At 61.1% G+C, this 19,006-nt stretch carries 17 protein-coding genes; 12 read left to right on the plus strand and 5 right to left on the minus strand.

What is annotated here, in order from left to right:
- Positions 1-16: 16 nt before the first annotated feature.
- Positions 17-565, plus strand: coding sequence for a hypothetical protein (locus ACP7B0_RS07700; protein WP_426140538.1), 549 nt, complete (start codon positions 17-19; stop codon positions 563-565).
- On the opposite strand, the gene ACP7B0_RS07705 is transcribed toward ACP7B0_RS07700, so the two are convergent.
- Complete coding sequence (locus tag ACP7B0_RS07705) at positions 549-1,031, minus strand: YchJ family protein (RefSeq protein WP_426140539.1); 483 nt, start codon at positions 1,029-1,031, stop codon at positions 549-551. The two genes, ACP7B0_RS07700 and ACP7B0_RS07705, sit on opposite strands and share 17 nt — an antisense overlap.
- Positions 1,032-1,034: 3 nt before the next feature.
- Positions 1,035-1,532, minus strand: a complete 498-nt coding sequence (locus tag ACP7B0_RS07710; protein WP_426140541.1) for a DUF6231 family protein — start codon at positions 1,530-1,532, stop codon at positions 1,035-1,037.
- A 429-nt stretch (positions 1,533-1,961) separates the two neighbouring features.
- Here ACP7B0_RS07710 and ACP7B0_RS07715 point away from each other — a divergent pair, with 429 nt between their 5' ends.
- The 3 genes from ACP7B0_RS07715 to ACP7B0_RS07725 all read left to right on the plus strand — a co-directional run bounded on the left by ACP7B0_RS07715 (position 1,962) and on the right by ACP7B0_RS07725 (position 3,888).
- Positions 1,962-2,666 (plus strand): OmpA family protein, encoded by a 705-nt coding sequence (locus tag ACP7B0_RS07715; RefSeq protein ID WP_426140543.1) that lies wholly within the window; start codon positions 1,962-1,964, stop codon positions 2,664-2,666.
- Positions 2,667-2,861: 195 nt separating this feature from the next.
- The gene (locus tag ACP7B0_RS07720) at positions 2,862-3,137 is read left to right on the plus strand and encodes a DUF1145 domain-containing protein (RefSeq protein WP_426140545.1); all 276 of its coding nucleotides are present in this window, start codon (positions 2,862-2,864) and stop codon (positions 3,135-3,137) included.
- Positions 3,130-3,888: a collagen-like protein gene (locus ACP7B0_RS07725; protein ID WP_426140547.1), complete on the plus strand. Its 759-nt coding sequence runs from the start codon at positions 3,130-3,132 to the stop codon at positions 3,886-3,888. Before ACP7B0_RS07720 ends, ACP7B0_RS07725 begins: the two co-directional genes overlap by 8 nt.
- A 155-nt stretch (positions 3,889-4,043) precedes the next feature.
- Here the strand turns inward: ACP7B0_RS07725 and ACP7B0_RS07730 are convergent, their stop codons facing one another.
- Positions 4,044-4,709 (minus strand): response regulator, encoded by a 666-nt coding sequence (locus ACP7B0_RS07730; protein WP_426140548.1) that lies wholly within the window; start codon positions 4,707-4,709, stop codon positions 4,044-4,046.
- Positions 4,710-4,712: 3 nt separating this feature from the next.
- On the minus strand, positions 4,713-6,101 hold the full coding sequence (locus tag ACP7B0_RS07735) for an ATP-binding protein (RefSeq protein ID WP_426140549.1): 1,389 nt from the start codon (positions 6,099-6,101) through the stop codon (positions 4,713-4,715).
- A gap of 135 nt (positions 6,102-6,236) precedes the next feature.
- Here ACP7B0_RS07735 and ACP7B0_RS07740 point away from each other — a divergent pair, with 135 nt between their 5' ends.
- Genes ACP7B0_RS07740 through ACP7B0_RS07750 form a run of 3 tightly spaced genes read left to right on the plus strand, consistent with a single transcriptional unit; the run spans position 6,237 to position 11,998 of the window.
- The gene (locus tag ACP7B0_RS07740) at positions 6,237-7,436 is read left to right on the plus strand and encodes an efflux RND transporter periplasmic adaptor subunit (RefSeq protein ID WP_426140550.1); all 1,200 of its coding nucleotides are present in this window, start codon (positions 6,237-6,239) and stop codon (positions 7,434-7,436) included.
- 3 nt (positions 7,437-7,439) lie between these two features.
- The gene (locus tag ACP7B0_RS07745) at positions 7,440-10,592 is read left to right on the plus strand and encodes an efflux RND transporter permease subunit (RefSeq protein WP_426140551.1); all 3,153 of its coding nucleotides are present in this window, start codon (positions 7,440-7,442) and stop codon (positions 10,590-10,592) included.
- The gene (locus ACP7B0_RS07750; RefSeq protein WP_426140552.1) at positions 10,589-11,998 is read left to right on the plus strand and encodes an efflux transporter outer membrane subunit; all 1,410 of its coding nucleotides are present in this window, start codon (positions 10,589-10,591) and stop codon (positions 11,996-11,998) included. Before ACP7B0_RS07745 ends, ACP7B0_RS07750 begins: the two co-directional genes overlap by 4 nt.
- Positions 11,999-12,080: 82 nt before the next feature.
- Here the strand turns inward: ACP7B0_RS07750 and ACP7B0_RS07755 are convergent, their stop codons facing one another.
- The gene (locus ACP7B0_RS07755) at positions 12,081-12,545 is read right to left on the minus strand and encodes a CopD family protein (protein ID WP_426140553.1); all 465 of its coding nucleotides are present in this window, start codon (positions 12,543-12,545) and stop codon (positions 12,081-12,083) included.
- 132 nt (positions 12,546-12,677) lie between these two features.
- Here ACP7B0_RS07755 and dinG point away from each other — a divergent pair, with 132 nt between their 5' ends.
- From dinG to ACP7B0_RS07780, 5 genes are all read left to right on the plus strand, one after another.
- Positions 12,678-14,822, plus strand: coding sequence for an ATP-dependent DNA helicase DinG (gene dinG / locus ACP7B0_RS07760; protein ID WP_426140554.1), 2,145 nt, complete (start codon positions 12,678-12,680; stop codon positions 14,820-14,822).
- Positions 14,823-15,191: 369 nt separating this feature from the next.
- Complete coding sequence (locus ACP7B0_RS07765) at positions 15,192-16,340, plus strand: serine hydrolase domain-containing protein (protein WP_426140556.1); 1,149 nt, start codon at positions 15,192-15,194, stop codon at positions 16,338-16,340.
- 151 nt (positions 16,341-16,491) lie between these two features.
- Positions 16,492-17,580, plus strand: a complete 1,089-nt coding sequence (locus tag ACP7B0_RS07770) for an OmpA family protein (protein WP_426140557.1) — start codon at positions 16,492-16,494, stop codon at positions 17,578-17,580.
- A gap of 69 nt (positions 17,581-17,649) precedes the next feature.
- Positions 17,650-18,297, plus strand: a complete 648-nt coding sequence (gene pdxH, locus ACP7B0_RS07775) for a pyridoxamine 5'-phosphate oxidase (protein WP_426140559.1) — start codon at positions 17,650-17,652, stop codon at positions 18,295-18,297.
- A gap of 170 nt (positions 18,298-18,467) precedes the next feature.
- On the plus strand, positions 18,468-18,932 hold the full coding sequence (locus ACP7B0_RS07780; protein WP_426140560.1) for a glycine zipper 2TM domain-containing protein: 465 nt from the start codon (positions 18,468-18,470) through the stop codon (positions 18,930-18,932).
- Positions 18,933-19,006: the final 74 nt, after the last annotated feature.

Genomic DNA, 19,006 nt, shown 5'->3' on the forward strand with positions numbered 1-19,006 from the left:
CTACAGGGTGTGACCCATGAATCTTTATGAAATCGTATTTAATGGCAAATTGATACCGGGCGCGCAGCGTGAGCGGGTGCAGGCCAATCTGGGGAAGTTGTTTCACGCTGACGCCCAGCGGCTGGCGCTGCTGTTTTCCGGGCGGCGTCTGGTGCTCAAGAATAATCTCGACGCGCAAGCGGCCGAGAAGTATCGCTCGACCCTGGAACGCGCCGGGGCACTGGTCGACGTCGTGGGCATGGAACAGCAAATCGAAGAGGTTGAGCTGGCTCCGCCACCGGACGAACCGGCCTGGCGGCGCACGTCACCCAGGCGCAAAGGCCGCCTGCAGGTCGCGCCGCGGGATGTGTACATGGCGGCTTTCGTCGATGTCGATGCGCCGGATTTTGCCTTGTTGGAGACCGGCAGCGATCTTCAGGACGCCAAGCCCGAGGTGGTCGGGCCCCGGCTGGATCTGTCCCGGATGAGCCTGGCCCCGACGGGCAGCGACATGGGGCAGATGGAAAATCCCCCGGCCGGGCCGGCGCCGGATACCTCGCGCCTGAGCCTCAAGCCCCTGAACTGATGTAACTGGCGCAGCACTTCTTGAATTTCAGTTCGCTGCCGCACGGGCAGGCATCGTTGCGTCCGGCCTTGAGCGGGACCGTGGGGTCGATGAAGTACCAGCGGCCCTTGTTCTGTACGAAGGATGAGCGCTCGCGATGGCTATGTTCACCCGCTCCGTCGTGCCAGCGCGCGGTGAACGTCACGAAGGCATGCTCCGGCTTGCCGCCGAACACCTCAGTGCTCTCGACCTCCAGCCCCAGCCAGGTGCTTTGCAAACTCCATTGGCTGATCGACTCACGATCCAGCCCGGTCCTTTGCGCAGGCAACGTAGTGTCCAGAAGGTAATCGATCAGGCCCAGCACATAGGCGCTGTAGCGTGAGCGCATGAGTTTTTCCGCGCAGGGCGTCGGCTGGCCAGCGTGAAAAGGGCCGCAGCAGGCGATCAACAGATCGCCGCTGCCGCATGGGCAGATAGCGCTACTCATGGGTCACCACCAATATTTCCCGAAATTCTCCGGATTGGCCCAGAAACGTGAGTTGAGCCAGTCCGGTACTTGTTTGTATTCGCGCAGATCGTAGGTGAACAGCGTGAGGACCTGCTCGTCCCGGGTGAAGCGATCGTTCAATTGCAGGGCCAGGGAATAGAAATCGGTGTCCTGCCAGCCGCATGCCGGTAAATCCGCCAGCACGGCGATGCGGCTGGCATTCAGATTACGGATGCCGCCCAGCAGCTCCAGCCCGGCGCGTTTGGGCATGTGTTCCAGGCAATCGACGACCAGCGCGAGGTCGAAACGCTGCGCAGCCAGCTCCGACGGCAATGGGCCTGGCATCGCGCAGAACACCTCGGTTTCAGGATGTGCTTGTTTGAATGCCTGGAGCGCCGGGAACTCCTGAGCACCGATCATCAGCAAGCGTTGCGGGGCTTGTTGATCAAGCAGGGCGGCCAGGGCTTGCTGCGGCGTGTGGGTGGAAAAGCCTTCGCTCATCGAAAATCCTCGTAGGGGTCTGCAAGACTAGCGTGGTCTGGGTGACGGGCCTAGTCCTGTGAACGATCCCTCGTCCTCCAGACGCCGCGCTGTCGAGTTGTAAATCGTGCCCCCAGAAGTTGGACAGTCTTGTCGGGCAACTCGTGGCTGGGTTCTGTAGGCGTTCGCACAATGTTCCTGACACTGTGGGACCGGCTTTAGCCGGGAAGGGGTATTTCAGGCGATGCGGATGCAGCGAACGCCCTGGCCTCTTCCCGGCTGAAGCCGGTCCCTCGAGGTCGTTGTGAATCGTGCCGAAGCGGGGCCGGATATACACACACACACCCAACCCACTACCCAATAAATACGGGCCCAAACTGGCGCATTCGCCCAGCGCTGTCTTTACTCCACAAGCGGCGCATTGGGCCGAACCCTTGGGAGAAGAAGTCAATGAGAATAATCCGGACGGCGTTACCTCTAATTCTTGTAACCAGCGTATTGACCGGTTGTGCCGGTTTACAGAAAACCGATTGGCCGCTTTGCGCTGCTGGCGGGGCTTTGGCGGGTGCCGCCGCAGGGGCATTCCAGACAGCCGCCGTTGCCGCCAGCCTGGGTGGCGCAGTTGGCGTGATGGCCGGTGCCTATTGCTGGGTACACGGGGACGGCGACGATGATGGCGATGGGGTGAAAAACAGCATCGACAAATGCCCTGATACGCCAAAGGGTGTACAGGTTGACGCCACGGGCTGCCCGCTGACACCGCCTGCGCCGCCACCGGTTGTCGTTGAAGAAGTGGTTATCGTCAAGGAGGAAGTCATTGTCATCAACGACGTGCTGTTCGAATTCGATTCGGCACGCCTGACCGCCGCCGACAAGTCGAAACTCGACCTGATCGCCACTCGCCTGAAACGCGAAGCGCCGAGTGCGCAATTGCACGTCAGCGGTCATACCGACAGCGTTGGCCGTGATGCCTACAACCAGAAACTGTCCGAGAAACGCGCCATGGCGGTGACGGATTATCTGGTCAGCTCTGGCGTACCGCGCAGTGCGTTTGTGTCCGTTGAGGGTGATGGCGAAGCGCGTCCCGTGGCTGACAACGCTAAAGCAGCAGGCCGTTCGCTCAACCGTCGTGTGGAAATCAAAATCAACCGCTGATTTTTCCCCTCCCGATGCTGGCTCGGCGTGGTTGCCGAGCCAGTATTTCCTGCGCCGTTCGGCAGTTCAGTGTCGCTCATTGAAGAATTTTCATCGCCCCGCTGGCATATTCGCCAAGCAAGCCGTCTACTGTGCGCGCGCAAAACGCACACAATAATAAGCGTTCGCAAAAAAAAACATGACCAGGGGCGAGTAATGAAGGTGTTTTGGGGATTGGGGAAACTGCTGACGTCAGGGTTCTGGCTAGTGGTACTGCTGAGTCTGGTATTTGTGCTGCCGACGCCGTTCGGAATGCTGATCAAACTGGCCGGCAGCTTGTTGATATTGACGCACCTCGCTGAACTGTTGCTCTTCAATGGCAGCCTGCGCGGGCGCAAGCATCCTTGGCGTGATCGTTTGCAGATCCTGCTTTTCGGTATTTTTCATCTGCAATCCATACCTGAATCGTCCTCGGAGGCCGCTCATGCGTAGTCTTTTCCTGCTGGCCGCGCTGTGCAGTCCCTTGGCGATGGCGCAGGCCATCACCGTCGAATCCCATTCGCTGATGCGTTTGCCCAATGCCACCAGCGTTCTGCAACTGGAACGTCTGGAAGTCGCGGATTACGGCACTTTGCTTATTCCGGCTGGCCTGACCGAAGTGAAGGTTGATCAACTGGTGCTTGGCCATGAAGCACGCATTGCTATCGTGCCTGGTACTCAGCCGTTCAGCCTCGTGGTGCACCGTGGTCAGTTAGCTGAAGGCAGCCAGATCACGGCGCGTGGTTCGCCCGGCACCTACGAAAAAGCACCGTTGCCGGGGCGCAATCTGACCTTGCGCATAGAGTCGCTGGACGCTGCCGAGCTGTCGGTGGATGCCCGCGGCGGAACCGGGGCTCCCGGATATGTCGGCCTTGATGGCGCCAACGGCGAAGCGCCGGGTTGTACCTGGGGTCAGGCGGGGCGTGGCTTCAATGGCGACGACGGCGGCAATGGTCACGACGGCGCTGCTGGCGGCCAGGTGCGCCTGGAAGTCCCGGCAGCGTTCGCCGCCGAACGTATCAACGTCAATGTCGAGGGTGGGGCTGGTGGTGCAGCGGGTCAGGGCGGGCGTGCAGGCAAGGGCGGAGCGTCCAAGGGTTGCATCGTCTATCGCGCTGACGGCGGCAAGGCCGGACGCGAAGGTTTGCCAGGCCAGCCAGGCGTTGCAGGGCCGGCGGGTGCGTTGACCATTCAGCGTCTGTAAACTTTCACCCCCTCGCAGGTCATCCTTGAGACGGGGCCTGTCCGCGAAGGCATCAGGTTTGACGCTACCGCTGTCAGCCATGGTGTCGATTCGCGGGCAAGCGTTGCGCCGACGGGACCGGGTCTGTTCTGGTTTGATGTGCCGGGCGACAGGATTCATAGCTTCAGCGTGTACCCCATCCCATAAACCGACTGCACGATTTCCTCGCCGGGGCTGATCAGCTCCAGTTTGCGCCGCAGGTTTTTGATGTGGCTGTCGACGGTTCGATCCGTCACCACGCGATGATCGAAATATAGCCTGTCCAGCAGTTGATCCCTGGAGAACACTCGGCCCGGCGCCTTGGCCAGCGTGAACAGCAAGCGCATTTCCACCGGGGTCAGCCCCAGGTCTGTGCCGTCCAGCGTGGCGCGGAAGTGATCAGGGTCCACCACCAGTCGCTCGGGGTGGGCCTGTTCGATCAGTCGCCCGCGACGCAGGATTGCCTTCACCCGCGCCACCACTTCCCGAGGGCTGAACGGCTTGCAGATATAGTCATCGGCCCCCAGATCGAGGCCGATCAGGCGATCGGTTTCTTCGACGCGGGCGGTAATCAGGACGATCGGCACGCTGCAGAAACCGCGCAGGTCACGACACACGTCCAGGCCGTCACGGCCGGGCAGCATGATGTCCAGCAGAATCAGTGCGGGCTCGGCGGCACGCACAGCGGGCACGACGTCCAGGCCGTTGCTCAGGCAGCGGGGCTCGTACCCGGCGGCCAGCAGGTAATCCTGCAGCAGCGAGGCGAGTTTGGGTTGGTCTTCCACAATCAGAATGGACGTCATGGCTCAAGCGTCCAGTGGCAGGAGCAGCGTCAACCAGACGCCGCCCATGGGTGAATGCGCCGCCTGCAAGGTTCCGCCGTGGGCTACGGCGATACTGCGGCAGATCGCCAGCCCCAGACCTGCGCCCCCACTGCTGCGACTGCGCGAACTCTCGGCGCGATAGAAGCGCTCGAACAGCCGTGGCAGTTGTTCGTCGCTGACACCCGGCGCGGAGTCCAGCATATCGACCCGTACCGATTGGCCTTCACGCGTCGCTTCGATGCGCAACGTACCGCCTTGGTCGGTGTAGCGCATGGCGTTTTCCAGCACGTTATTCATCAACTGGCGCAAACGCTGATCATCCCCTTGCACCAACAGCGGGCCGTCGGGGAACTTCAGTTGTACGTCGATCCGACAGGCTCTGCTGCGCTCGAAAAACATCGCAACGCTGTCGCTCAACAACGGGACGAGGTCCAGTCGGTGTTTGCGATAGGTCAGGGCGCCCACGTCGGCCATGGACAATTCATACAAGTCATCCACCAGTTTGCTGAGCATGCTGACCTCGCCCTGCAGTGACTGCATCGAGCCGGCATTCAGTTGGCGGACGCCGTCTTCAATGGCTTCAAGCTCGCCGCGCATGACCGCGAGCGGGGTGCGCAGTTCGTGGGATACATCGGCCATGAACTCGCGACGCAGGCGCTCGTTGCTCTCGAGGGTGAGGGCCAGCTGGTTGAAATCACGGGCCAGTTGACCGACCTCGTCGTTGGCCGATACCACCACTCGCTCGGCGTAGTGCCCCGCCGCCAACCGGTGGGTGGCAGCGGCGACTTGTTTGACCGGGGCGAGCAGGGTGCGGGCGATCCACCAGGCGATGAGCATGGCCAATAGCAGCGACACGACGCCCATGGCGAGACTGGCCTTCAACTGATAATTCCCAAAACGCTGGCCGCCCGCTTCGGAAACGCTCTGGAACGGAATGACCGCCAGCCAACCGACGGTTTGACCGCCGACATTGATCTCTCGCAACAACGCCTGATCCGCAGCGCCGGGATAGCCCATCACAAGCGTCTTGTCCTTGTCGAACAGGGCAACGCGAAACACTGCGCCGGTCAGATCGGAAATGGGTGGCGTGCGCCATTCACCGTTCACGGCCAGATCCTCACCTTTTACCGGGCGCAGCAAGTCGAACCAGTTCTCGGGTGTTTCGCGCAGCGAATTCCAGCTCCCGTCGCGCTGCCAGACTCTTTCCAGACGCGGCAGAATCGGTTCCAGGCGCTGCATCGCCTGCTCGTTCAGGTAGCCCAGAAAACCACGGCCGAAACTCCAACTGGTGGCGACGCTCATGCTCAGGATCACGAAGGTCACGCTGGCCATGATCGCCAGAAACAACTTGGTGGAAATACTTGTTTTCATTAGAGCGCTCGGTGAGGTGCCTGACTATTTACGCGCCACAAGGCGGCAGATACAAGGCTTGAGGGCAATCTTCAATTTGTCTGCACATTTGCTCCGTAGCATTGGGCCATGTATTCCTGTAACGCCGAGGCTTCAATGTCCATCAAACGCTTTGCCGAATTTCTGGTGACGGCCACTTTTCTCCTTTGTGTGCTGGCGCTCGGCGCTTTGGGAGGTTGCTCCCCTCAGACGTCCGAGCCGCCGGCTGCCAAAGTGCCGCAAGTCACTGTCATGACTATCACGCCCCGGGCGCAAGCCTTTGAAACTGAATTGACCGGGCGTACCCAGGCGTTCATGGTCGCGGACATTCGCCCGCAAGTGGGCGGAATCGTGCAGAAGCGGCTGTTTGTCGAAGGTGCCCAAGTGAAGGCCGGGCAGGCGCTTTATCAGCTTGATCCGTCGACTTATCAGGCGTCACTGGCTGAGGCCCAGGCCACCCTGGCGAAAAACCAGGCGACCTTGACGTCTTCGCAGTTGACCGCCAAACGCAATGCCGGTCTGGCGAAGATCGACGCCATCAGCCAGCAGGACAACGAAGACGCCCAGGCTAATTTGCTCACCGCCCAGGCAGACGTGAAAGTCGCCCAGGCGGGGATTGAAACAGCCCGCATCAACCTGGCTTACACGCGAATCACTGCGCCCATCAGTGGCCGGATTGAAACCTCTACGGTGACGCCGGGTGCATTGGTGACAGCCAACCAGGACACGGCGTTGACCACGGTTCAGCAACTGGACCCGATCTATGTCGACGTCACTCAGTCCACTACGGATCTGCTGCGTCTCAAGCGTGACCTGGCCAGCGGCACCCTGCAAAGCAACAGCGCAGGGGAGGCGCAAATGTCGCTGTTGCTGGAAGACGGCAGCACCTACGACCAGAAGGGCCGCCTGAAATTCAGCGGCGTGAGCGTCAATGAAAGTACGGGCACCGTGACGTTGCGCGGGGTGATCGCCAACCCGGACGGCTTGCTGTTGCCCGGTATGTACGTGCGCGCCGTACTCGAACAGGGGCGTGATGAGCAGGCCATTCTGGTGCCGCAGAAATCCGTGACCCGCAGCGAGGGCGGCACCGCGTCGGCCCTGGTGCTGGTCAATGGCAAAGTCGAGCAGCGGGCACTGACCATCGGACGTGCCATCGACAACCAGTGGTGGATTACGTCCGGCCTGAAGGCCGGTGATCAGGTGATTGTCGAAGGCGGACAGAAGGTGCACGCGGGGGATGCGGCGCAGGGCGTTGAAGTCGATACAACGCCCAAGACTGACACTGTGGCTAACAGCACTGCCGTGAAGGAGGGCTGATCCATGGCTGGTTTTTTCATTGGTCGACCGATTTTTGCGTGGGTGCTGGCCATTGTCATCATGCTCGCGGGCAGCCTTTCCATCAGCCGTCTGGCGCTGGAGCAATACCCGGACATCGCGCCGCCTACGGTGCGGATCTCGGCCACCTACACCGGTGCGTCGGCCAAGACGGTGGAAGACTCGGTGACTCAGGTTATCGAGCAACAACTGACCGGCATCGACAACCTGACCTATATGTCGGCGTCGAGCAGTTCAGACGGCAGCGCCAGCATCAGCCTGTCGTTCAATGCGGGTACTGACCCCGATGTCTCGCAGATGCAGGTGCAGAACAAGCTGCAGCAAATCGAATCGCGGTTGCCCCAGGCGGTGCAGAACGAAGGTTTGACGGTCACCAAGGGCAACTCGGACTTCCTGATGATCGCTGCAATTGCCTCCAACAACCCGGCGACCACCGCGACACAAATCGGTGATTACATTTCCAGCACGCTGCTGGACCAGATCAGTCGGGTCAACGGCGTGGGTCAAGTGCAGACCCTGGGTTCGGGCTTCGCCATGCGTATCTGGATGGACCCGGCCAAGCTGGAGAAATACGCGCTGATGCCGTCGGACATCAGCGCCGCGCTTGAAGCCCAGAACACCGAAGTCTCGGTGGGCCAACTGGGTTCGCTTCCCGCCCGCGCGGGGCAGCAGTTGAATGCCACGATCAGTGCCCGCAGCAAGTTGCAAACGGTCGCGCAGTTTCGCGACGTGGTGGTCAAGTCCTCCAGCAACGGTGCGGTGGTGCTGTTGAGCGACGTGGCAAGCATCGAACTGGGCAGTGAGGATTACAGCATCGGCACGGCGCTCAATGGACGGCCAGCGGCGGCCATGGGTGTGCAGTTGGCGTCCAATGCCAATGCGCTGGACGTGGGCAAGGCAGTCAAGGCCAAACTCGCCGAACTGTCCGCGTTCTATCCCAAGGACATGCAGCTGGAAAACGTCATCGCTTACGACACCACGCCCTTCGTCAGTATCTCCATCGAAGAGGTGGTCAAGTCTCTGGGCGAGGCCATCGTGCTGGTGGTGCTGATCATGTTCCTGTTCCTGCAGAATTTTCGCGCCACGCTGATTCCGGCGGTCACGGTGCCGGTGGTCCTGCTCGGCACTTTCGGCGTGCTGGCGGTGTTCGGTTACTCCATCAACACCTTGACGATGTTCGCGATGGTGCTTGCCATCGGCTTGCTGGTGGATGACGCCATCGTGGTGGTGGAAAACGTTGAGCGCGTCATGGCCGAAGAAGGCCTGTCGCCCCTGGAAGCCACCCGCAAGTCCATGAAGGAAATCACCGGCGCGCTGGTGGGCATCGCTATGGTTTTGTCAGCGGTATTTATCCCCATGGCGTTTTTCTCGGGCTCCACGGGGATTATCTACCGGCAGTTCTCGGTAACGATCGTCGCTGCGATGCTGCTTTCGGTATTGGTGGCGATGACGTTAACCCCAGCGCTGTGCGCGACGATTCTGCGCCCAAGCGATGGCCATGACGCGATGTCCAAACGTGGTTTCTTTGGCTGGTTCAACCGCACCTTTGACCGAGGTTCCCAGCGCTATCAAGGCCTGGTGGGCAGCGTTCTCAACCGTGGCGGCCGCAGCATGCTGGTTTACGGGCTGATCATTGTGGTCATGGGGGTGGTGTATATGCGCCTGCCGACGTCGTTCCTGCCTGATGAAGACCAAGGCATTCTCATGGCGCAACTGCAATTGCCCGTGGGCGCTACCGACAGTCGAACCCAGGCCGTGATGAGGCAGTTCGAGGACTATCTGCTCAAGCAGCCGGAAGTCGAAGCGCTGATCAGCATCACCGGGCTTGGCGTGGGCGGTAACAGCCAGAACACCGGGCGGGCGTTCATCAAACTCAAGGACTGGAGCGAGCGCACAGGCGCTGACCAGGGTTCGGCAAAAATCGCCGCGCGGGCCACCGCTGATCTGTCGCAGATCATTTCCGACGCCAATGTGTTTGTCGCACAGCCGCCAGCGATTCGCGGTCTGGGCCAAAGCTCCGGGTTTGATGTGCAGCTCAAGGATCTGGGCGGCCTGGGCCACGATGCCCTCGTCAAGGCGCGGGCGCAGTTCATCGAGTTGGCCAGGCAACAACCGGCATTGCAAGGCGTGCGCAGCACCGGTCTGGACGATGCGCCGCTGTTGCACATTGCCATCAACGACCGCAAGGCGGGCGCCTTGAGCCTGACCACCAGCGACATCAATGACACGCTGTCGGCGGCGCTGGGCGGTAATTACGTCAACGACTTCCTGAATGAAGGGCGGGTGAAGAAGGTGTACATCCAGGGCGACGCCGCTGCACGCATGCAGGCCGAGGACCTTGATCACTGGTTCGTGCGCAACAGCAAGGACGAAATGGTGCCGTTCTCATCCTTTGCCACCTATTCCTGGAGCTTCGGCTCGCCGCTGCTGGAACGCTACAACGGCAGTGCTTCGCTGGAACTGGTGGGCGACCCCGCGCCGGGCGTGAGTTCGGGTGATGCCATGGATGCGGTGGAAGCCATCATGAAGCAACTGCCGGAAGGCATCGGTTACGAATGGACGGGGCAGTCCTATCAGGAACGGCTGTCGGGCTCTCAGGCACCCTTGCTGTACTGCGTGTCGATTCTGTTCGTTTTCCTGTGCCTGGCGGCGTTGTATGAAAGCTGGTCTGTGCCGTTCTCGGTGATGCTGGTGGTGCCGCTGGGTGTGGTGGGTGCTGTATTGGCGACGCACCTTGTGGGTCTGTCCAACGATGTGTATTTCCAGGTGGGGTTGTTGACCACCGTCGGATTGGCGGCAAAGAACGCCATCCTGATTGTCGAGTTTGCCAAGCACCTTCAAGAACAGGGCCAGGACCTGCGCGAGGCGACGCTCCATGCGGTGCGCCTGCGCCTGCGCCCGATTCTAATGACGTCGCTGGCCTTCATGTGTGGCGTGCTGCCACTGGCCCTGAGTACGGGAGCCGGCTCCGGCGGACGTCAGGCCATTGGCACCGGCGTGCTCGGCGGCATGCTGTCGGCAACCGTGCTGGGCATATTTTTCGTACCCTTGTTCTTCGTCTTGGTTCGGGGCCGGTTCAGCAAAGGGGTTGGCCAATCGAATGCCAGCCAGACAGATGCCAAGGCAGGTGAAGCATGAGCCTTCGTCGTAGTTTTTTGATGGGGTTGCTGCTGGCGCCGATCATCGGTTTGAGTGGCTGCATCAACCTGGCCCCCGACTACCAGCGCCCTGACGCGCCGGTCGCTGAGGATTGGCATTCGGGCACCCCGGTTGCCGGGGAGGCCGACGCTGCTGTTGGCTGGAAGAGTTTCTTCCTCGACGACCGGCTCAAGCAATTGCAGGCGCTGGCGCTGACCAACAATCGTGATATGCGCATTGCCATTCTGAATATCGACAAGGCCCGGGCCCAGTACCGGATCCAGCGTGCCGCAGAGTTCCCGTCGATCACCGCCGAAGGCAGCGGCACCAGCACGCGTACGCCAGGCAGCTTGTCCACCACTGGCCAGAGCACCACCAGCCACCAATACAGCGCCGATATCGGCCTGAGCAGCTATGAGCTGGATTTTTTCAGTAAGGCGAAAAACCTGAAAGGCGAAGCCCTGGAAGACTACCTGTCCTTGACCGAAACCCGACGCAGCACTCAGATCAGCCTGGTTGCTGAAGTGGCCACCGCCTGGTTGACCCTGGCGGCGGATAATCAACGCTTGAAACTGGCCGATGAAACCCTGCGCAGTCAGCAGGAAACTTACGACTTGACCAAGCGCAGCCACGATTTGGGCGGTTCGTCAGGGCTGTCGTTGGCCCAGGCGCAAACCACGGTGAACTCGGCCCAAGGAGACTCGGCGCAGTATCGCAGTCAGATTCTTCAGGATATAAACGCGTTGCGGTTGTTGGTAGGCGCTGAGGTCCCGGCGAATTTGCTGCCGGACGACTCGCTTCAGAACGTCGCCGTGCTGGTACAGATTCCAGCGGCCCTGCCGTCCAGCGTTCTGGAAAACCGGCCGGACGTTCTGTCGGCGGAGCACACCCTTAAAGCCGCCAATATGGACATCGGTGTGGCGCGGGCGGCGTTTTTTCCGAGCATCAGCCTGACGGCCAGTGCCGGTTCCGCCAGCTCAGACCTGTCGAGTTTGTTCAAGGCGGGCAGTGGTGCATGGACCTTTGCCCCATCGATCAGCGTGCCAATCTTCAACGCCGGCAGTAACCGCGCGACGCTGGATCAAGCCAAGGCCGAAAACGAGATCCAGGTGCAGACTTACCAGCAGACCTTGCAGACGGCATTCCGGGAAGTGGCCGACGCCTTGGCGGTACGCAGTACGTTGGCCGAACGCCTTAAAGCACAGCAGGACCTGACCGATGCCAGTGCCGTCAGCTATCAGCTGGCCGACGCGCTGTACCGTGCCGGTTCGCAAAGCTTTCTCGAAGCGCTGGATTCTCAGCGCTCGCTGTACAGCGCCCAGCAGGATCTGATCACCCTCCAACTGACGGAGCAGTCCAATCGGATCACTCTGTATAAAGTGCTCGGGGGTGGGTGGAAGGAGTAATTTCAACGCCTCTTACCGTAGGCGGCGCGGCGAACTTGGCTAATCGTTAAGCTCGCCGTGCTACGCCTACGGTAACCAGGCCTCAGAACCCGGGCCTCGCGGAGGCAATCACCACCACGGCCAATCCCACCAACAGGTTAATCCCCACTAACCGGCGAATTCGGCCCAGTACGGCAGCGCCTTCGGGCCAGTTTTCGGATTCCACCGTACGACGCAGTTCCGGCAGTTGTAACGACTGGATACGAATGAACAGCGCGGTCATGACCACGTACAGGCCCATCATCATCTGTACATACCGAGGCGCGCCGTCGAAGCCGCCGAAGTGCAGGTGCATCATGCCCACGCCGGTGATCGGCAAGACCACGACCGTGGCCCAGACCCAGACGAAAAACCGTGGGAACACCTGGACCCATAATTTCAATCGGGACGGGCCTTCCAGCGCCGCTCCGACCGCCGGTCGCAAGACCATCCAGGCGAAAAACATGCCGCCAACCCAGACCAGAGCGGCCAAAAGATGCAGCGTGTAGACAAGGGCGAAAGGTGTCATCAGGTACTCCGTTCTGCGCGGATGGGATTTGCGGGGTATGATAGCCGGCCGTTGGAACTACTGAAGATATATCCAGCGGTTTTGCCTGTTAATTGTCACCGATGCCCAGCAGCGCCGAGCCCGACCGAAGCCATGATCAGTAACGAACTCAAATCCCAGATTCAGGGCGCTTATTCGCGTTTCCTCGAAGCCAAGAGCCTCAAGCCGCGCTATGGCCAGCGTTTGATGATCGCCGAAATCGCCAAAGTGCTGGGCGATGTGGACACCGACGAGGAAGGCCGACGTTCGGGCGACCCGGCGGTGGTGGCTGTTGAGGCCGGAACCGGTACGGGCAAGACCGTGGCCTACGCCATCGCGGCGATCCCCACGGCCAAGCTGGCGGGCAAGCGGCTGGTGATCGCCACGGCGACCGTGGCGCTGCAGGAGCAGATTGTCTACAAGGACCTGCCCGACCTGATGCGCAACAGCGGCCTGAACTTCACCTTCGCCCTGGCCAAGGGGCGCGGGCGCTACATGTGCTTGTCCAAGCTCGACATGCTGTTGCAGGAAGGCGACGCCACCAATGCCACGGCGCAGCTTTTCGAAGAAGAAGGCTTCAAGATCGAGGTCGATGAGGCCAGCCAGAAGCTGTTCACCACAATGATCGAAAAACTCGCCGGCAATAAATGGGACGGCGACCGGGACAGTTGGCCCCAGGAACTGGCCGATCAGGACTGGGCGCGTCTGACCACCGATCATAGCCAGTGCACCAACCGCCATTGCCCGAACTTCCAGCAGTGCGCCTTTTACAAGGCCCGGGAAGGCATGGGCAAGGTGGACGTGATTGTTACCAACCATGACATGGTCCTGGCCGACCTCGCCTTGGGTGGCGGTGCGGTGTTGCCCGACCCACGTGAGACGCTGTACGTGTTCGACGAAGGTCATCATCTCCCGGACAAAGCCATCGGCCACTTCGCCCACTACACCCGCCTGCGCTCCACCGCTGACTGGCTTGAACAAACGGCCAAGAACCTGGCCAAGCTGCTGGCTCAGCATCCGCTGCCGGGCGACCTGGGCAAATACGTCGAGCAAGTGCCGGAGCTGGCCCGGGAGATCAAGGGCCAGCAGCAATTCATGTTCACCGCCTGCGAACAACTGGCCGACTTCCGCGCCGGTGAAGACATGCAGGGGCGTGAACGGCCGCGCCACCGTTTCATCGGCGGGGTGGTGCCCGAGCACATCCGCGAGATGGGCATTGAACTGAAAAAAGGCTTCGCACGGCTGGACGATCTGTTCACGCGCCTGACCGACCTGCTCAAGGAAGGCATGGATGGCGAGGTCAACATCGGCATTGCCAGCCATCAGGCCGAAGAATGGTATCCGCTGTTCGGCAGCCTGCTGGCCCGTGCCCACGGGAACTGGGAACTCTGGACCGCCTTCACCGCCGAGGATCCGGAAGACAGTCCGCCCATGGCTCGCTGGCTGACGCTGGCCGACAGCGGCTCGTTGTTCGACATCGAAGTCAACGCCAGTCCGATTCTCGCTGCCGAGATGCTGCGTCGAAACCTGTGGAACATCGCGTATGGCGCGCTGGTGACTTCCGCCACGCTGACCGCGCTGGGCAAGTTTGATCGCTATCGCATGCGGGCGGGCTTGCCCAAGGGCGCCGTCACGGCGGTGGTGCCAAGCCCGTTCCATCATGCCGATGCCGGCGTGCTGCGGGTGCCGGACCTCAAGGCCGATCCCCGTGACTCCGTCGCCCATACCGCCGCGATCATCCGTGACTTGCCGGATCTGGTGGAAGGCTCCCGGGGTACGCTGGTGTTGTTCTCTTCGCGTAAGCAGATGCAGGACGTGTTCGACGGCCTGGAGCGTGACTGGCGCAAGCAAGTCTTCATTCAGGGCAATCTGTCCAAGCAGGAAACCCTTAACAAACACAAGGCGCGGGTCGACAGCGGCGAATCCAGTGTGTTGTTCGGGCTGGCGAGTTTCGCCGAGGGCGTCGACTTGCCCGGTGCGTATTGCGAGCACGTGGTCATCGCCAAAATCCCGTTTGCGGTGCCGGACGATCCGGTCGAGGCCGCATTGGCCGAGTGGATCGAAGCCCGTGGCGGCAATCCGTTCATGGAAATCGCCGTGCCCGACGCTTCGTTGCGTCTGGTCCAGGCCTGCGGCCGCCTGCTGCGCACCGAAGAAGATCGCGGCACTATCACGCTGCTCGACCGCCGCGTGGTGACCCAGCGCTACGGCAAGGCCATCCTCAACGCCTTGCCGCCGTTCCGCCGGGAAATCTCCTGACACTGCCTTGGCAGCCTGTGCGCCGGATCGGCTCTGCCCCATCCTCGTGGGACCGGCTTCAGCCGGGAAGAGGCCAGGGCGTTCGCTGCATCTGCATCGCCTGAACTACCTTTTCCCGGCTAAAGCCGGTCCCACGGTGTCAGGAACGTTGTGCGAACGCCGACAGAACCCAGCCGCGAGCGGCCTGACAAGACCGTCTAACTTTTGGGCGCAGTTCACAGCAGGGGGTAATCATCCATGAATCAATGCCCGTCAACTGCCCGAACCCTGCGCCCGCCGTTCACTGTCGGCGGCTGAGTCTGTTCCCAAACTGTTCAATCGCTGAAACAATGCACGCCTTTTCGGACCAGTCGTAGCGGGAGCCATCGGGTGCAGATTCAGGGTCATTTCGAGCTTAAATTCGAAGCGGTGCGCGAAGCGTTTGCTGCAATCTTCGACGATCCTCAAGAGCGCGGGGCGGCGCTGTGTATTCAGGTCGGCGGGGAAACCGTGGTTGATCTGTGGGCTGGCACCGCCGACAAGGATGGCGCCGAAGCCTGGCACACCGACACCCTCGCCAATCTGTTCTCCTGCACCAAGACCTTCACGGCGGTCACCGCCCTGCAACTGGTGGGCGAGGGCAGGCTGAAACTCGATGAGCCCGTCGCCCGCTTGTGGCCTGAGTTCGCCGCTGCCGGTAAAGAAGCCATCACCCTGCGCCAGTTACTGTGCCATCAGGCCGGTTTACCCGCATTGCGCGAGCTCCTGCCCGCTCAATCGTTGTATGAGTGGGGCACCATGACCGCTGCGCTGGCGGCGGAAGAACCCTGGTGGACGCCCGGCCAGGGCCACGGCTACGCCGCCATCACCTATGGCTGGCTGGTGGGTGAGATGCTGCGCCGCGCCGATGGTCGAGGGCCGGGGGAGTCCATCGTGGCTCGGGTTGCCCGCCCGCTGGGGCTGGACTTTCATGTCGGGCTGGCCGATGACCAGTTTTATCGCGTCGCGCATATTGCTCGCGGCAAAGGCAATATGGGGGACGAGGCGGCACAGCGTCTGCTGCAGGCCACCCTGCGTGAGCCGGACTCCATGACGGCTCGAGCCTTCACCAATCCCCCGTCGATCATGACCAGCACCAACAAACCGGAATGGCGCCGCATGCAACAGCCCGCGGCCAATGGCCACGGCAACGCACGCAGCCTCGCCGGCTTCTATAGCGGTCTGCTCGACGGCAGTTTGCTGGAGCCGGAACTGCTCAACGAACTGACCCGAGAGCATAGCGTTGGCCCGGACAAAACCCTGTTGACCCGGACGCGCTTCGGTCTGGGGTGCATGCTGGATCAACCGGATGTGCCTAATGCCACCTACGGGCTGGGGGCAAAAGCGTTTGGTCATCCGGGTGCTGGCGGCTCCACCGGTTTCGCCGATCCTGAGCGGGATGTGGCTTTCGGCTTCGTGACCAACACGTTGGGGCCCTACGTTTTGATGGATCCCCGGGCGCAAAAACTGGCCCGTGTGCTAGGTGAGTGTTTGCTCTAGGTTATGCGCTTAAGTGCTTGTTTCTTACCGACTGTCGATTAATACCCTGTAACAGGAACCGTGTGACGGTTTCCTTTTCCAACAGTCTGTTTATGCGTGTTATATGAGCTCTACCAAGTCCCCTGTCTGTCTACTTTTTTGTGGGTCACCCATGTCGTCGAATAAAAGCCTCGCTATCGCCCTATGTCTTGCTGTTACGGGCTGTGCTCAAACCCCTCAAAATGGTTCCGCCGCCGCCGGATCAAACTGGTGGCCGTTCGGTGCCGACGCCGTAGCCGACAGCGCTCCGGCCAAGGCACCGGAAGCCAAGCCCGCTCCAGTCGCTGCTGCGGATAACGGCACCCATTGGTACTGGCCGTTCGCATCCAGTGACAGTGACAGCGCCGCGCCGAAGGCCGAAGCGGTCAGCAAACCCGTCAACAAGAACGTGGCGCCCCTGATTGCCAAGTCCGAGACTGATACTCAATGGTGGTGGCCGTTCGGTGGCGCTAAAAAGGACGAGCCTCAAGCTGCACCGAAGATCGATCCCAAAGTGACCCAGGCCTGGCTCGACGAATACGAGCCGCGCCTGCGTCTGGCCATCAAGGACACCCCGTTCGAAATCGAACGCCGTGATGACCTGCTGGTGGTGACAGCGCCGGTGGACAGCTCCTTCAACCCGGATCGTCCTGCCATGTTGCTGCCAGTGACCCTGGGGCCTATCACGCGTCTGGCCAAGATCGTTGAAGGTGACTCGAAAACCGCCGTGTTGGTGCTGGGCCACGCCGACAGCTCTGGCCCGACTGCGGCTAACCAGAAGATCAGCCAGGAACGTGCCCAGTCGATTGCCGCGATCTTCCGCCTCAGCGGTCTGGAGCGTAACCGCCTCAGCCTGCGCGGGATGGGTGCGGTTCAGCCACGTGCTGCAAACGACAGCGCCGAAGGCCGCAAACTGAACCGCCGTGTCGAAATCCTCATGACGCCGGAAAACACCATGGCCGCGTTGATGAGTAAATATGCCCTGCCGCCAGCGCCTACCATGGTCGCGGTGCAGGACGTCAAGCCGGCGCCGGCGCCGGTGGCTGCGCCCAAGCCCGCAGTGAAAGCAGCACCCGCCAAGGCCGCTGCCAAAAAGCCGGCCGCCAAGGCATCACCTGCGAAAAAAACCACCCCGGCGAAAAAGGCGGCTCCCGCCAAAGCAGCGCCAGCCAAGGCACCCGTGAAGAAGAAAACTGACGCGACGGATCAGGCCAGCAACTGAGTACTTGGTCGGGCTCGCGGTGCATAATGCGCGTCCGACCCAGTATTTTTTTAGCGAAGGATGGACGTCATGACTCAGTCTCTGGCCGAGATGCGCCGCGACTACGCTCGCGATGGCTTGACCGAAGTGCAATCTCCCGAAGAACCGTTTGCCTTGTTTCACCAATGGTTCGCCCAAGCGGTTGAAACCGAACAGGCACCCGTTGAAGCCAACGCCATGACGCTGGCAACGGTGGACGAGGAGGGACGACCTCACTGCCGGATTCTGTTGCTCAAGGGGCTTGATGCCCAAGGCTTCACGTTCTTCACCAATTACGACAGTGCCAAGGGGCAGCAGCTGGCGGCGCGTCCATTTGCCGCAATGACGTTCTTCTGGCCGACCCTGGAGCGTCAGGTACGCATCGAAGGACGCGTGGTCAAAGTCACGCCCGAAGAATCTGATGCCTACTTCCAGGTTCGCCCGCTGGGTAGCCGCCTGGGCGCCTGGGCGTCACCGCAAAGCCGGGTCATTGCTGATCGTGCCGAACTGGAAGGCATGATCAAAGAGACCGAGCAACGCTTCCTCGACACCCAGCCTCATTGCCCTGATCACTGGGGCGGCTATCGGTTGCTGCCCGAACGCATCGAGTTCTGGCAGGGACGGCCGAATCGTCTGCATGACCGCCTGAATTATTGCCTGTCGGGTGATCGGTGGAGTCGCGAGCGACTTGCGCCCTGAGGCCGGACAGCGACAGTCGGGATGTTTGAATTTTTCACTTCGCCAACCGTCATACGGCTATGACAACCGCGCTGTATGACGCCTGAATGATCTTAAATTAACGAGGCGGGGCCGTGACAGCGCGTGGCGCGCGGAGTCTAATGGCTACCTGTTCTTCTGGAGATATTGATATGCGTAAGTCTGTTCTGTTGGCCGCCTCTTTCACCGCGATGGCGCTGACATTGGGCGGTTGTACTTCCAATCTGACCGGCGATTCCTACTCCCGTGATGAAGCGCGGACAGTGCAGACCGTTCGAATGGGGACCATCGAGTCGTTGCGTCCCGTCAAAATCGAAGGCACCAAGACACCTATCGGCGCAGGCGCAGGCGCAATCGTCGGCGGCGTAGGCGGTAGTGCCATTGGTGGCGGTCGCGGCAGTGTCGTCGCGGCAGTCATTGGTGCCGTCGCCGGTGGCCTGCTGGGTTCGGCCACCGAAGAAGGGTTGACCCGTACCCAAGGCGTGGAAATCACCGTGCGCGAAGACGACGGCTCCATGCGCGCCTATGTGCAGCAAGTCGAGGAAAACGAAATTTTCCGCGTGGGTGAGCGCGTGCGCATCATGACCGTCAACGGCACGAGCCGTGTAGCGCACTGATGATCTGACAGCAGGCCCGAAGGGGCCTGCGCAACCGTAAAGCGAAATGCCCGTGTCTTTGGATACGGGTATTT

This window comes from Pseudomonas sp. DWP3-1-2 (assembly GCF_049896285.1).
Classification (GTDB): domain Bacteria; phylum Pseudomonadota; class Gammaproteobacteria; order Pseudomonadales; family Pseudomonadaceae; genus Aquipseudomonas.